We start from the raw sequence: 13,960 nt of genomic DNA on the forward strand, positions 1-13,960 counted from the left end.
ATCAGCGTGATTCATCGTCGCTAAAGCTGCATGCGTCGAGTCCAAGGTGCGGTGTGACGTTCTTTTAACTTCGTCATCCCATGCGCTATCGCGAAGCTTCGCGAGGAAATACCTCGTGCCCTCTTGACAAAACGGGCCATATCAGTCCGTCTCTTGCCCTTTGCAACACCAGCCCCGAGGCGGTGAAATAATCCAAAACGCATCTGCCCTATCTCCTGAGGCCAGGATGTGCCAGCAGTCCTGGTGGAAGTGAGTCTGCGATCGGCGTTGAGCTTTGTGCTGAAGGCACTCGGCGATGGTCAAGAAGTTGTACAGCATGGACGCTCATAGAGAACCAGCTTAGCAAGCTTCGCACAGTCCGAGGCTTGCGCTCAGGGCGAAGGACGCGAAGAAACTCGTTAATCTTTTTACGGACCTCCCGACCGACTTCGAGACTGGTAAAGGACCTGTACTGCGGGTCGTAGCCGCCAAGAGCCGTAGAGCCGCCAATCATCGGAATTGGGTCAGCCCTACAAGGGGGCGCGCGAAACGCAGGGTTGTCAATCGTTCGACAGTCGGATGAACGTTGAGGACACCGAGACGTCGGTAGCGCAAATTCCAACGGAGTCACTCGCGGCGACGGCCGTCAAGTATTGGGCGCGCAATTCAAGCCGAGCGGGAAAAAAACGAGAATGGCGGTGCGACACAACGCGAAAATGGACACCTCGGCGAGGATCGCGGCGTCATGCTGATGCGCGACACGATGACTGGCGTGCAGGGGTGCCCTACCGATGGTGGAGCTGGCTTCGTGATCAAAGGAGAGAGAGCGGATCTGCCGAAGAGAAATGAAGCACGGCGGATTGAGTGACGGCCTTCGTGGAATGGGACTATCCCCGTCCCCGTGGAATACATGGGAGCGAATTGGCAAATACCCAAATTGGGGGTAGTCTCGCGGTGGCCCGACTGTAGCCGTACGAGAGGTCAGTGCGCACGCGCCTCCCTGATTCACAATGGGCGGCGCGTGTCCCTTGCGTTCTGGCTCCCGGCGGGTGCGGACTGACGCGGCGATCGTTCGCAATTTGTGAGAGGGTTTCCCGGCACATGACGACTCGTTTGAACGCTTGGAAGAATCTGCGCTTTCTCGATCCCGAGCGTGTCCTGATCGGGTTACGCGACATCGCTACAACGTACCCGCTGAGCGAGTTTTCTTACGAATTCTCGTCGCTTAGAAGGAGGGACGTCCGCCAGTTTGGCGAAGGCCGTCAGGCTGCACTGTTCTGCTATGCAATGTCCAAGATGGTCGACGTGCCCGTCTGGTTCGCGCCAACCGAGGCGAGCGACTACGACATCGTCGCACGGTTCATCCGTAACGATGTCGCCCACTACGCGCCGGTTCAACTCAAGGAATTAGTGCCCGCTCGCGTGAACGCGACCGCCAATCTGCAGGTTGAACTGGATAAGCTCAGCAAGTACGCAGATTCGGCCGATCTGGTCGTCGCGTTTCACGTCAACCGCGACATACGGCTCGAGCCAAACGACCTCCGCCTTCCACAGGGGGCGATTGCGCAACTCTGGCTGTACGCCGCCACCGCGCCAGATCAGTCCAGTTGGGTGGTCTTCGGCGACTTGCTGGGACCGCGCCCCGCGAGGCTTGACTTCTTCTACCCCGGCGCCGAATAGCACGCGTAACGTTTACGGTGGGAGCAGTGTGTTTGAACTTCGGCTCGGGTGCTAAGCGCGGCAGGCGAATGTCGGGTGTGGCCGACATGGCCAGTTCACGCCGTTGGCTCGAAGGTGCGCTCAGACAGGCTGCCGCCATTCGACTTCGGCCTCTGGAAAGTCGGTGGCCGGCGAAAGCAGCCCTTGGCAATCCTCTCGGCGAACGGCCGGTCTACCTCGGCACTTGACCTTCGCGGACAGCCATGCGGCCTGTCAGCAGCTGGACGAGCCGCGTCACGCAGGAAGCCCCTGGGGGGACCGTGGGAGCCGGACACGGCACGGCGCTGACCTGCGCGGGCGACAGTGCTGAGACTTCGATCCACCCGCTTCGCTCAGAGACATAGAGTTCGCCCTCGTGGAGCAGCGTCCTAATGCTGAACATGGTTTCTCCCAGCCAGGAAGGCGGCAATGCCACATTGACGCAACCTTGAACGACGAGCATGCAGTAGCCGGGATCGACGGCCATGCGCAGCGTCTGGCCCGGCTGCAGGCGCGTGGTTTCGGGAAGCTCGGTCGTCATCTGGAATACCTCAAGAGGAAGGTTGCGTGGCTTCATCGTAGCCAGTGGCCTGCCCAAGAAACAGGCACAGCCGTGCGCACTCAGAGACACAACAGGCCTACAAGCAGGGCATCTGTTATGGTTGCCTTCCTTCGAATCTGCATCTGTTTCCGACATTCTGGCTGAGGGAGTATCGAACGAATGGAATCGTCACCGCTCTACCGGCAACTGGCCACGCACTATGTCGACGCCGTCCGCGCCGGGGCGCTCAAGCCCGGCGACAAGCTCCCCTCGCTGCGCAGGCTAATGCGCCTGCACGACATCAGCCTTTCGACTGCGCTGCAGCTCTGCCGAACGATGGAAAGCGAAGGCTGGGTCGAGGCCCGTGACCGTTCTGGCTACTTCGTGCGGCGTCCACGCCGGCTCATGATCGCGGCGATGGAGGAGCCCGCCGCCAACATGCCTCCCGATCCGGCCCAGTACGTCGGCATTCATGCGAAGGTCTCAGATTTCGTCGCGCGTCGGCGCCAGGGTGAGCTGCGGGTCGATTTCTCGACGGCGCGCGGCGCGCCGGAGCTGTATCCCGCGCAGGCGCTGCGCACGGCCATGATGCGGCTTCTGCGCCAGCGGCCGGCCCTGCTCACCACAGCCGCGCCCTCGCGCGGCCGCACGCCGTTGCGCGAAGTGGTGGCGCGGCGCGGCCTGCGCGTGGGCATGACGCTCACGCCCGATGATGTGCTCGTCACCAACGGCTGCATCGAGGCGCTCAACCTCGCGCTGCGCGCGGTGGCCCAGCCCGGCGACACGGTGGCGGTCGAATCGCCGACCTTCTACGGCCTGCTGCAGGTGCTCGAAAGCCTCGGCATGCGCGCTGTCGAGATTCCCACCAGCCCGCAGACCGGCCTGTCGATCGAGGCTCTGGAAATGGCGCTCGACGCCTACGACAACATCAAGGCCGTGGTGGTCGTGCCGCACCTGCAGAACCCGCTCGGCAGCGTCATGCCCGACGCGCACAAGCAGCGCCTGGTCGCGCTGTGCGAACAGCACGCGGTCGCGGTGATCGAGGATGACACCTACAGCGAACTGCTCGACGCCGACCTGCCGCCGCGCGCGATCAAGTCATGGGACCGCACCGGCAACGTGATCCACTGCGCATCGCTGCACAAGATCCTTGCGCCCGGCATGCGGCTGGGCTGGATCTCGGCCGGTCGCTGGCACGGGCGCGTCGAGATGCTCAAGTACACGCAAACACGCGGCAACGAGGAACTCTCGCAATGGGCGGCCGGCGAATTCATGGGCACCGGCGCCTACGACCGCCACTTGCGCCGCCTGCGCGAAAGGCTCAAGGTGCAACGCGAGCAGACGGCCGATGCGATCGCCGCGCACTTTCCGCCAGGCACGCGGCTGAACCTGCCGCCAGGCGGTCTTCAGCTGTGGGTGGAACTGCCTGGGCGACTGCCATCCATGCAGGTGTTCGATGCGGCGTTGCGTGAGCGCATCCTGGTGGCGCCGGGCACGCTGTTCTCGAATTCGGCGCGCTTCGACCATTACCTGCGCATCAATTGCGGATGGCTCCACGAGAAAACAGTCGAGGCGGGACTGTGCCGGCTGGCTGCGATCGCCAGCGAATGCGCGGAAAGGCACAGTGCCGCGGCGTTCAATTCGACCCGACGTTAGGCTCCGAGTTCATCCGTAACGCACGACGAGCTTGACAAACAAGGTTGAGGGGCACGCATACCCAGAGGAAAGGGCGGCGAGGTGGCGCGCCGCAGTGCGGTCGAGTGACGCGCTCTCAGGCGGCGAGTTGTTTCAGCGTCTGCCCTGCCTCCAAAGCCTCCTTCAACCAGCGCGGCCGCGGCCCCATCCCGCTCCAACTGTTTCCAGCTCGGTCGCGATATTGAGTCTTCGCCCTCCGCTTGGCAGAGACTTTGCCATCTCCGCGGTCTGCCTTTGTCGACGCTGAACTGACGGCAAATTCCTCAACATCTTTACCGGCTTTCAACGCATCACGCAACCAATGAGGCCTCGGACCCCGGCCTGACCATTCATTGCCCTGGCCATCGGCGTACTTCGCGGATCGCGAGAGGGCGGGTTTGCTGGCCTTTGCCGCTCTTGCGCTGCCAGAAGCTGCTGTCCCGAAGCCCAACTGTGCGGCGGAGATTCCATAGTGCGCGACGGCGACCTTGATCTGGCCGACGACTTCCCTTATCTCTTGGCTGCGAAGCTTTTCAGCCTCACGCTGAAGCACCTCGATTTGCCTCTGGAGTTGCTTATAGCTCTGGGTCATTGCATGCGGTCCCGAAGTTTGTGATGAAGCCATGACTCTAATACTTTTCAAATCGATCAAAAATAAGAAACATCGCCCCAGCCAGAGGAGATATCCGATCGGGCGAGGAGTGAAGCGTTGCGGAATAGCGGGAGTGTGGTCAAGGCGGGTTGTTCGCTTCCATCGAAGGTGGCGTCACCTTCAATCGAGGGGTCACCATGACATCCAATGCTGTTGATCGCAAACCCATCCCGCCCGCGCTCCGCCGCCATAGGGGGCGAACAGAGCAACTCTTGTCGAGTACTTCCCCCCTCAGCTACCGCGCGAATGCTGTGCTCCAAGGATGCCCGCGCTTACCAACGACACTGGAACACAACGCGCCGGCCTCCCGCAGGGTGTAGTCGCGCTTCCCAACAACTAGCTGTGGCCCAAGTGAGGGTGAGGGGTGAGGGGCGTCATTGCACCACCGATGTTGCCAACCATGCCTCGACGTCCGCTTTGCTCCAGGAAGCTGCAGACACGGTGAGATCGCGTCGGGGCTGTGACGCGCGTTGTGCTAGATACTGCGTGAGTTGCGGGCGAAGAAACGGAAAGGTCGTCGCCAGTCCGAGTGACGAGGTGTCGGACGGAGAAGCTTATATGTCGTCTCTCATTGTGTGTGCCGCGGCGCCAAGCCGACGAATCCACTCAAGGGCTTCGTCCAAATCTAAGTGCAAGCTGGCATAAGTCTTCTGAAGTAGACCCTCCGGCAGGGCCCAGTCCCACTTTTCGCGGCCGAGATTCTTCGCTCCGCTGAGCAGGATTTCCAAGGGAGGCGGCTCTTCGGAACCTGCATCCACAAGCGCGTCGAGAACGTCCTGGCCGGTATGCTCACCCTGGTACACCGTCACACCCAGCGCACCGCAGGACACCTCGAAGTTGCGGCGCATGAGCAGGCATGCAATGGCCTCATTGGCAGCGTCGCCCAACCAGGTCGTGAGCAAGACATTGCGGCCATAGACGATGTAGTGGGCGCCGGCCAGGCCGAGGCCTTGATATCCCTTTCGAGCTTCGACAAGGAAGCGCTGCGAGGTCCTGTCCAAGTACGCCGGGAGGTCTCTCGCTTCGAGAAGCTCTCGCATCCGCGTGCGCACCTTGGTGTGCACACGACCTCCGCCGCTCGAAAATATCGGCGGTACGCCGCCACCGGTGCGAGAGACGTAGATGGTCTTGCGAGGCTCATCGATTTCCTCGACCCGCCAAGTCTTGCCGGCAAAGAGGATCCGCTCGCCCACCCGCAGGGATTGCTCAACCGGCAGGGTTCCGAGCGGCCGGCCGCCGGCGACGATTCGAAACTCCTCATCGGTAGCGAAAGCGGCGTAGAACTGATAATGGTTCAAGAGCTTCTCGCCGAGGGTTCCCGGCAGCAGGTCGCCGCCCGAGTCCTGAACCAGGATTTCCTTGCTCCCAAGATGGCGAACCAGTTCCATGAACTCCTGCTTCGTGACGCCAGCGAATGGAGCGTTAGGCGCACACAGCAGACCGAAGAGCTCGCCAATCGCCACCCAGCCCTTCTGGGCGATGACCGAAAGCATCTGCTGGATGAGCGTTGAGAGGTGAGCTCCCTTCACCCGCGGCGGCTCGAACCAGCCCTCTGCCAGCAATGAAACCATGGCTGCCATTTGGACCGTGTCCAGGCGCAACTCTGTTCCCAGCGCTGCCCCAGGACCGATGGCCTTCTCGATGCAGTACCCGCGCAAAATCGCAGGCTCGCCCTTGCGGCGACCGCTTCGTCCCAGTCTCTGCCGCAGGCTAGCCACGGTCGGCGGTGGACCGATTTGAGCAACGCTCTTCACCGCACCAATGTCGATGCCCAGCTCCAACGTGTTCGTGCAGACCGCGCTTGCGGGCATCTCATTTTGTTTGAGGGCAGCCTCCGTGTCTGCACGGATGTCCTTGCTCAAGCTCCCGTGGTGCGGCCAGAACTCGCTCGGAACGTGGTGCTGCTCGCACATGCGGTTCAGCAGGTGGGTGTAAAGCTCGACGTCACGTCTTGAGTTCGGAAAAATCAGGTTATTCGAGCCGCGCAGGTTCTCGAACATGTGCGCCGCGACGTGGCCTGGTGACACCTCCTCATGCTCGTCCCGTTCGGTTTCATCAGAAGGCTTCGGCGGCGCCTGGCTAGCGGCGATCGCCAGAACCAGTGGCTCCTCGTAGCCCCTGATTTGAACTTTCAAGCTGGTCCCTGAAGATCTCGACTCGACGAGTTCCACCTGTGGTCCGTGGCCGGGTCGGAGAAATTCCCTTGCCAGGTTCATGTCCCCGAGAGTGGCGGAGAGCCCGACGCGTGGAACGGTTCGATTCAGCACCTTTTCGATGCGATGCATGAGCGACTGCAACTGCTTCCCGCGCTCCGAGCCAATGAACGCGTGAAGCTCGTCAACAACGAAGTACGACATGCGCTCGAACACCCCAGCCACCGAAGAGCCGCGATTGCACAGCATTGCCTCAAGCGACTCTGGCGTGATGAGAAGGACGCCATGCCGCTTCTGTAGAAAACGAATTTTCTGCGACGACGAGATGTCCCCGTGCCACGGCCAAACCGGAAGCTCGAGCTGCTCGCAAAGGCGATCGAGACGGCCGAACTGGTCGTTAATTAGGGCTTTGAGCGGGCTGACATAGACGATGAGGCCTGGCGCGGGTAGCCGCACCAGGTTTGTCAGCGCCGGGAAAAATGCCGCCTCGGTCTTGCCTGCAGCCGTCGCCGCCGCGACGATAACGTCGCGGTCACCTTTGACGACAAGGGGAATGGCAGCTTCCTGTGCCTCTCGAAGCGCCTCCCAGCCTTCAGCCCAGATGAAGCGCTGAATGCGCTCATCCAACTCGAAAAAGGCAGAGGACTCCGTCGACACTTCGTCCGCGCACTACAGCTTGAAGGTGGCGAAGCCCTCTGCGTCGTTGGCTTCAGCCTCGACAGAAAGGTCACCGGCACCACCCACATCAGCCGCCACAGCAATTCCACCCAGGAGCTCCTCCCAGGCTGTACCGGGGTTCTGTTCGAGCACCGCCAGCAGATTAACGAACGCGGTGATGGTGGTGCGTGGCGTGCGGAAGTAGGTCTCCCCTACTCGCCGTGAACAATGCTCCATGAAGCTCGCGATGCCTTGCTCTGGCAGCAGGTGCTTCTCGGGGTCGCCCAGGGCGTACACATCAACCACCTTGTGGAGCAGCAAATAGAGGTCCTCCTGCGAGAGCGCCGCAAGCCGAACGACCGGACCGCTGAAGTCGACCAACCCGTCCGTCGCGAAACCGTTCTGCGCAAGTCGAGTGGCGAGGGCTTGGTAGCTGTATAACCCGCGCCGAGGGTCCAGGACGAACTCAGGTGTGCCTCCCAGAATGAACCCAAGTCCTTCGGTGTTGCCCTGCAGGGAATCGTTGAGGATCCGCAGAATCTGCTCATAGTTGCCGTCGCGCCCTTGCTTGTTGGCCATCTTGTAGAGGTTGACCATCTCGTCAAGATTCACCAGCAAGCCCGCGAAACCGGCCAGGCGCACGAAGCGCCCCATGAGCTTCAGTTGGTCATAGACCGCGCCATCGTCCACGATGGAACGCACTCCGAGTGCCTGCCGCGCGTCAGTCTTAGTGGCGAACTCGCCGCGAAGCCATCGGACGGCATCGGATTTGAGTTGCTCGTTGTCCTTTTCCACGCCGCGGCAGTACGCGGCGATGACGTCTGCAAAGTCGTACCCGTTCACGAGTTCCGTCAGGCTATCGAGCTTGCGCCTGATCACGACCTCCGATTCGACGCCTTCTTGCTTGGCTTCGGCCTGAGCAGTGGAGATGAACTTCTCCACAACGCCCGATAGAGCACCACCTTCCGGCCGCGTGCGAGTTGCCACGTTGCGCATCAGCTCCGCGTAGAGCGAACGGGCCTGCCCGCCGGACGCATGCAACCTACGATCGGGGTTCAAGTCGGCGCTGGCAACAACGAGCTTCTTCTCAAGCGCGACGGCTCGGACCAGGTTCAAGAAAAAGGTTTTCCCCGCGCCGTACTCCCCCACGACGAGGCGAAAAGTCGAGCCGCCATCCGCGATGCGCAGGATGTCGCCGATGAGCGTCTCGATTTCGCGAGCTCGGCCCACCTGAATAAGGTGCTGGCCGCTGCGAGGGACAACCCCTGCACGCAAGGATTGAATGACCGAATCGCGGTCACGGGGACGGATGGTGCTCATGCTGCAATCTTCTCCAGAACTTCGGGATTGACGTCAACCGGGTCATCTCCCTCGGTGAATGGTACGTCGTGAATGTCAAATGCCGCTTCGTTGATGCGCTCGAGTGCACCGTCCAACATCAACTCCAAGTCGGTAGCCAGGTCCTGCAACTCGTCGCGAGACCATTGGGGCCTGGAAATCAGCATCCGCGCGAACGCAGCGTGTGCGTCGTCAAGCCCCAGCAACCGAGCCCGGCCATCTTCGGTGGACGCAGCCTCTAGTTCCGGCGGTGGGGTCGCGGGTTGGACCTGCTCCTCCAGCGAGTCGTCCTGGAAAATCCCTGCTAGCAGAGCCGACACTCGCTCCGTGTCTTTGCGCAGCGCAGCAATCCGTTCGGAATCCAGCTTGAAGCCAGGAGCGGCAAGCTTTGCTACCTTAGGCTTCTGCGGAGGTGGAACATACACCGGTATTTCGGGCATTTCCGGTGCCTCGGGCCGGCTTGGCGGCAGTGTGGAGGCCGGATCAGAGGCACGCGGGACCTCCAATGGCAGCGCGATGGCAGGTGGCGCGGTTGGCGCCGAAGGAATGCGGAAGACCGGCTCAGCCGCGCCTTCCGTCATCTGGACCGGCTCGTCATCGACTGGCACGCCGCGTCGCTCCGCCGCTGGCGTAGTGTCGTCTTCTACTGATTGCTCGGCAGGCACCACGGATGGCGGGATCCCTTTAGAGATGGCGACTGGCTCGGTGGCCTGTGCGGGCTCTACGGTACTTGGCGCGTGCCTCTTGGCAGCGGCGGAACGGCGGGCCGCAAGGTCTTCCGCATGCGCAACGACAGCATGGACGTCCGAGAAGACCCGGCTGACATCTATGTCCAGCGCTTTGTAGATCGACTCGAGAAGGCGAATCTCCTTGGGAGAGACCTCGCCATCCGAGGCGGCAACCGTCGCCATGAACACCGCCAGGGTCTCCTTGGCGCTGGCGTCCAGGGGCTCAAGCTTTCGCTTCAGCATAGAGAGCGGTACGGGTGCCAACATGAGCAGCCGCAGATGTGCAAGCAGGCGTCGGTTGTGGCCCTCCGAGAGGTGGTTCCAAGAATGAATCTGTCTCCGCAGGAGCGCCATTTCGCCAGCGCTAAAGTTGCCATCAGCTGCGGCGACTGCAGCAGCAAGGTCGAGCGTCAGGGCAGCCGCCTTGTAGCTTGCGTCCCCGCTGGACGTCGGCTGACCTGAAGGCATTGCGAACAGGACCAGCTTGTCATCAGGCTTCGGCGTCCTAGCCCCGCCGATAACATCCGGCTCAACCCCAATGTCGAACCCTTCGAGGGCCCTTGCAAGTGCAAGCGTCCTATCGCGCGTGAGCGTGGAGGCAGCATCCAGAGAGACCTGAAGCTCTTGGAAGGACATTGATAGCATGCCCGAGCCGACCCGCGTTTTCAGGTCTTCAATTGCGCCGCGTGCCTTTTCAGGCCAGAGCGCCGTCGGCAATTGAAGAATTCCCTCGAGGGTGCCTGCTGCCTCAGGGCTCCGTCCAATAGCGCGGCTGTACGCCTCGAGCGCCTCGGTCGTCGCATCCACGATTAGCTGAAGCTTTTTCTGCGGGCTCGTCAGCGCCGTGACATCGGGCGTGTCCCCGAAGCTGAGGGTGATGGTTTGTCCGCGAAATCCGGCAGACGCAGGCTTGTAGACAAGGCGGAGCCTTGAGCGATTCTTTGGCAGCAGGATGCCCTCACCCCAGTTCGCGTACTTCAACACGAACAGCCTGTCGAACTCATCTGCGCAGCGAACAACAGGGGTGCGCAGGCTGATGACCGGGTCGAGCCTTGCCCAAGCCAAGGCGAGGTGCGCAGGCACTGGTACCTTGTCCACAGCGGTTTGGCCTAGAGCCAAGCGCACATAGAGCGGCACCTCGATGGACCGCTCGAAGGATGGCACCGCGTCGTTGTAGATTGTTGACGAACATTCCGAGATCGATACCCAGTCGAGAAGGTCACCGGCGTACCGCCGAAAGGAGCTCGACGACCCACCATAGATGCCTAGCAGCCGACGCAATTCATCGCCGATCAGCCGGCGCTCTTCGGACGTCACGACAGCGGCGTCAGTGATGAGGCGGCGCTCGAGCCCGTAGAAATATAGGAAGACGTACCCGACGTCGGCCGCTGGGTCGCCGCGTCCGCTGGCAAGCCAGTTGAGATAAGCGCATCGAGCAGTCGCCGAAATGTTGGAGTAGCTAGGCCAGTAGCCCATATCACGTTGCAGGAAGCTACCATTCACYGCGACTGTCTTATCAGGGTCGATGAGGCACGGGTCGACGGTGCCCGAAGCGGTCGCCAATGAGGTGCCTACGTAAATCATTCCGCCCGAGATGACGGCGCCGGCGACGGAGACTTTCTCGTGAGCTGGTACCCAGCGACCCGCGCCACTGACTTGCCGAACCGAGCGCTTGGGAGCCATGAATCGACTTGCGGACTCCGGGACCCCGACCGGACTTCCTGCCTCAGGCGTGCGACCGCTGCCCGCGGCTCGTGCAGCCTCAACGACCGCCGTTCGCTCATTCGCGCGCTCAAGTTCGTGGTCGTACGTGTGTTTGAGCTTACCCGGTCGCCTTGTACGGATCGGGTCGGCCCCACCGACAGGCCTGGAGCGTTGGAACTCGGCTCGGCGAACTTCCTGTTTGCGGGCAGAGCTTGCCTTCATCCGAGAGAAAATCACGACGCAAACCGACACGCCGGCCACGACACCAATAAGAACCCAGACCTCCTTTGGCACCTTGGATAGGAAGTAGAGACCAAGGACGAGCGCCCCAAGGACAAATCCCCCCGCACCGTTCTTCTTCCGTGCCATGCGCTGCGTTCCTTCAAACGAGAGTGAGCCCGGAGCAAGCGGAGCCGCGTCCCGGTCGCCCGATATCGCGTTCGACGCAAGCCGTGCTCCTCGGCAATTGCGTCGGTCGCACGTTACCCCAAGTCAACGCGTTGGCAATGCGCTTGGAGCAGGACCGCGCTTCATTTCCTCAATTCAGCGTGAAAAACCACTCCTTCTGCGACGCGCTGTTCCCCAAGCAGGTATCAGCCTCGTCGGTGAAACTACCCACGCAACTCCGCCCCTGACGCTCGTTAGTCCCGTTCCGTAGCATGCTGACCAAGGGATCGCGCGACGATGCGCCGGAGAGTTCTCAGAAGAACGCTCCGCGGCGGCGTGTGCAGCCATGGCCGCATGGCGTACCGCATCGAACATGGCAGAACCATGGCTCAATGAGATGTATGCATCTCGGGCTTACCCTGATGCATCTCGGCGGAAGTAGCTCAACAATCGCCCTCCCGCGGGCTGAAGAGTTCGGACCGCGGATCTGCTCTCTCTCCAGGAGGTGCATCCCTGTATTCGCTCACTCTCACCTGCGGCTAGGCCGCCCGACTGCCAGCCGCCGCCCGTCTCGGCCGCCGCTACTTCCCACCTCAGCACATTCGCGCGAGGCGCGCTGGGCGGAGCCTTGCCCGAGAACAGCCAAATCCGAGCAACTGCAATGCCAATCTGGACTGTCGCCTCCATCGAGGACGAGCCATCTCTTGTACTCAGAGACTGGCGCGTGTACGAAGTACACGGCCTCTACGGAGACAACTTCTCTCGGCACTTCGTGGGAGCAAGAGCCGACAGCGGCTCAGGGCGAGTTTCTTCGCGCATTGAAGTGTTCGATGCCTCCTCGCGTAGAGGGACGACAAGAAGCGGCAGGGTCTATCAGCTTGCGGGTCGGCCAGGCTGGAGTTCCGACGGCGAATACGTGTGGCGCACGTACTGCCTTATCAACAAAGTGCGGGATGTCCGCGACGTCACGACTGAACTTCTGCCCGGTGGCGTGGACGTCTGGCCGGGCTCTTCTGGAGAATCCAGATGAAGCGGCAGCGTCCGCCGTGCAGGTCGCAGCAGCCGAAAGCGCTGCCCGCCACTGAAACTAGTACGGATTGCACTTGGCAACAAGACTGCTCGTCAGTGGTCTCCGCCCGGCTTGTGGACTTTCACGTGCGAGATATCGAGGCTCTTCACGCCCATGACTCGCAGGACGCGCAGCGCGAACGCCATGCTGAACGTCCCCCGGTTGATTCGCAACGCCAGCGAAGCCTCCGTGATGCGCTCTTCGCCGGCCTTCTCCAGCGCTCGAGCGAGGGACTTGTAGCTCTCGTAGCCATGCACATGCATCGCTCCCTTCAGGAGCCGTCTTGCCTCGCGCTCCCAGGCGTCAGGAGGAGTTCGGGCCGGATTCACAGCAGGTGCTTTTTGCTTCGCGGTTGTCATGGTAGCAAGCGTACATCATCTAAATGGCTCTCCTTCGCATCCATTAGACAGTATGTTCAATCCATTTGGATTGCAGACGGCATCCATTCGCTTCATCAAAGAGATGGGGACCCGCTTCTGTGCGGCCCCGGCATTTCTCCATCATCGAAAGGAAATTTGAACATGGCTGGTCCAAAGGTTTGGTCCGAAGAGCTCATCGCAGAGCGCATCAAGAACGGCCGCGGGCAGGGCTCGTACCGCAGTTACCAGCCGTGGATGTACGTGCAGGAGTTCTCGTCAAGGGGCACACAGACCCGGATTCCGGGAGTGAAAGTTGCTCGCACTGTTCACACGTTCTCATACCTCGAACGAGCTCTTTTCCTGCTGGCCGAATTCCAACGCGGGTTTGTCGACTTTCGGGAGCAGTTTCCAATGGACCGTGCCGTGACCCTGGGCGCGGCCAAGACGCTCGGTATCAAGCACCCTGTCTACCCGAAGACGCGCAACCCAGTGGTGATGACGATGGATGCGGTGGTCACCATGAGTGGGAAAGGCGGGGAGCAAAGCGTGGCCGGCTGGGACGTGAAACCGGCGCGGATGCTGGAGAAGGCGCGCGTACTTGAGAAGCTGAGCATTCACAAGGCGTACTGCGCTCATGCCGGTATCCCTCACTATGTCTTCACCGAGCAAAGCTATTCCAGGCAGATGGTCCGCAATATCGACTGGATTCGCATGGCCATCCCGAAGGATCGTGGAAGTGACACGGTCGACGACATGTTTTCAAAGCATCCGGCCCAGATGCTCGAGCGCTTGTCCTCCTGCAAGAAGGCTCCCGTCCTGACCGAGTTCTGCGCCCAATACGACGCAGCACACGCTCTCCCGCGAGGAACCGGACTCAGCATCATGAAGCAGCTCCTTTGGGACCACAGTGCCGTCACCGACCTTTCTGCTGACCGTATCGAGCTGGCTCGTGTTCGGGTGGCGGATCCGGGAAGCCCCATGGACCTGGGCGGGTGCTTCGTATGACCATTCGCCTACTGAC

General features: G+C 61.4%; 9 protein-coding genes. 3 read left to right on the forward strand and 6 right to left on the reverse strand.

The window, feature by feature from the left end; all coding sequences use genetic code 11:
* Positions 1–1,080 precede the first annotated feature (1,080 nt).
* Positions 1,081–1,659: a hypothetical protein gene (locus AC1DNF_RS23770; RefSeq protein ID WP_478151103.1), complete on the forward strand. Its 579-nt coding sequence runs from the start codon at positions 1,081–1,083 to the stop codon at positions 1,657–1,659.
* A 211-nt stretch (positions 1,660–1,870) separates the two neighbouring features.
* On the opposite strand, the gene AC1DNF_RS23775 is transcribed toward AC1DNF_RS23770, so the two are convergent.
* Positions 1,871–2,218 carry a hypothetical protein gene (locus tag AC1DNF_RS23775; RefSeq protein WP_478151104.1) on the reverse strand — a complete coding sequence of 116 codons (348 nt, stop codon included), beginning with the start codon at positions 2,216–2,218 and terminating at the stop codon, positions 1,871–1,873.
* A gap of 180 nt (positions 2,219–2,398) precedes the next feature.
* Here AC1DNF_RS23775 and AC1DNF_RS23780 point away from each other — a divergent pair, with 180 nt between their 5' ends.
* On the forward strand, positions 2,399–3,874 hold the full coding sequence (locus AC1DNF_RS23780) for an aminotransferase-like domain-containing protein (RefSeq protein WP_478151105.1): 1,476 nt from the start codon (positions 2,399–2,401) through the stop codon (positions 3,872–3,874).
* A 115-nt stretch (positions 3,875–3,989) separates the two neighbouring features.
* Here the strand turns inward: AC1DNF_RS23780 and AC1DNF_RS23785 are convergent, their stop codons facing one another.
* The 5 genes from AC1DNF_RS23785 to AC1DNF_RS23805 all read right to left on the reverse strand — a co-directional run bounded on the left by AC1DNF_RS23785 (position 3,990) and on the right by AC1DNF_RS23805 (position 12,939).
* Positions 3,990–4,484 carry an H-NS family nucleoid-associated regulatory protein gene (locus AC1DNF_RS23785; RefSeq protein ID WP_478151106.1) on the reverse strand — a complete coding sequence of 165 codons (495 nt, stop codon included), beginning with the start codon at positions 4,482–4,484 and terminating at the stop codon, positions 3,990–3,992.
* 614 nt (positions 4,485–5,098) lie between these two features.
* Complete coding sequence (locus AC1DNF_RS23790) at positions 5,099–7,354, reverse strand: DEAD/DEAH box helicase (protein ID WP_478151107.1); 2,256 nt, start codon at positions 7,352–7,354, stop codon at positions 5,099–5,101.
* Between the two features lie 12 nt (positions 7,355–7,366).
* Complete coding sequence (locus AC1DNF_RS23795; RefSeq protein WP_478151108.1) at positions 7,367–8,674, reverse strand: ATP-binding protein; 1,308 nt, start codon at positions 8,672–8,674, stop codon at positions 7,367–7,369.
* Positions 8,671–11,493 carry a tellurite resistance TerB family protein gene (locus AC1DNF_RS23800; RefSeq protein WP_478151109.1) on the reverse strand — a complete coding sequence of 941 codons (2,823 nt, stop codon included), beginning with the start codon at positions 11,491–11,493 and terminating at the stop codon, positions 8,671–8,673. Before AC1DNF_RS23800 ends, AC1DNF_RS23795 begins: the two co-directional genes overlap by 4 nt.
* Before the next feature lie 1,140 nt (positions 11,494–12,633).
* Positions 12,634–12,939 carry a DUF6471 domain-containing protein gene (locus AC1DNF_RS23805; protein WP_478151110.1) on the reverse strand — a complete coding sequence of 102 codons (306 nt, stop codon included), beginning with the start codon at positions 12,937–12,939 and terminating at the stop codon, positions 12,634–12,636.
* A 162-nt stretch (positions 12,940–13,101) separates the two neighbouring features.
* On the opposite strand from AC1DNF_RS23805, the gene AC1DNF_RS23810 reads away from it, so the two are divergent.
* Positions 13,102–13,944 (forward strand): TnsA endonuclease N-terminal domain-containing protein, encoded by an 843-nt coding sequence (locus AC1DNF_RS23810; RefSeq protein WP_478151111.1) that lies wholly within the window; start codon positions 13,102–13,104, stop codon positions 13,942–13,944.
* The last annotated feature ends 16 nt before the right edge of the window (positions 13,945–13,960 follow it).

It is taken from the genome of Variovorax sp. 01T432 (genome assembly GCF_056398605.1).

Coding starts and splice junctions, on each gene's coding strand:
- AC1DNF_RS23775 (WP_478151104.1), bottom strand. CDS start 2,218: ATGACGACCGAGCTTCCCGAAACCACGCGCCTGCAGCCGGGCCAGACG.
- AC1DNF_RS23810 (WP_478151111.1), top strand. CDS start 13,102: ATGGCTGGTCCAAAGGTTTGGTCCGAAGAGCTCATCGCAGAGCGCATC.
- AC1DNF_RS23795 (WP_478151108.1), bottom strand. CDS start 8,674: ATGAGCACCATCCGTCCCCGTGACCGCGATTCGGTCATTCAATCCTTG.
- AC1DNF_RS23770 (WP_478151103.1), top strand. CDS start 1,081: ATGACGACTCGTTTGAACGCTTGGAAGAATCTGCGCTTTCTCGATCCC.
- AC1DNF_RS23780 (WP_478151105.1), top strand. CDS start 2,399: ATGGAATCGTCACCGCTCTACCGGCAACTGGCCACGCACTATGTCGAC.
- AC1DNF_RS23785 (WP_478151106.1), bottom strand. CDS start 4,484: ATGACCCAGAGCTATAAGCAACTCCAGAGGCAAATCGAGGTGCTTCAG.
- AC1DNF_RS23805 (WP_478151110.1), bottom strand. CDS start 12,939: ATGACAACCGCGAAGCAAAAAGCACCTGCTGTGAATCCGGCCCGAACT.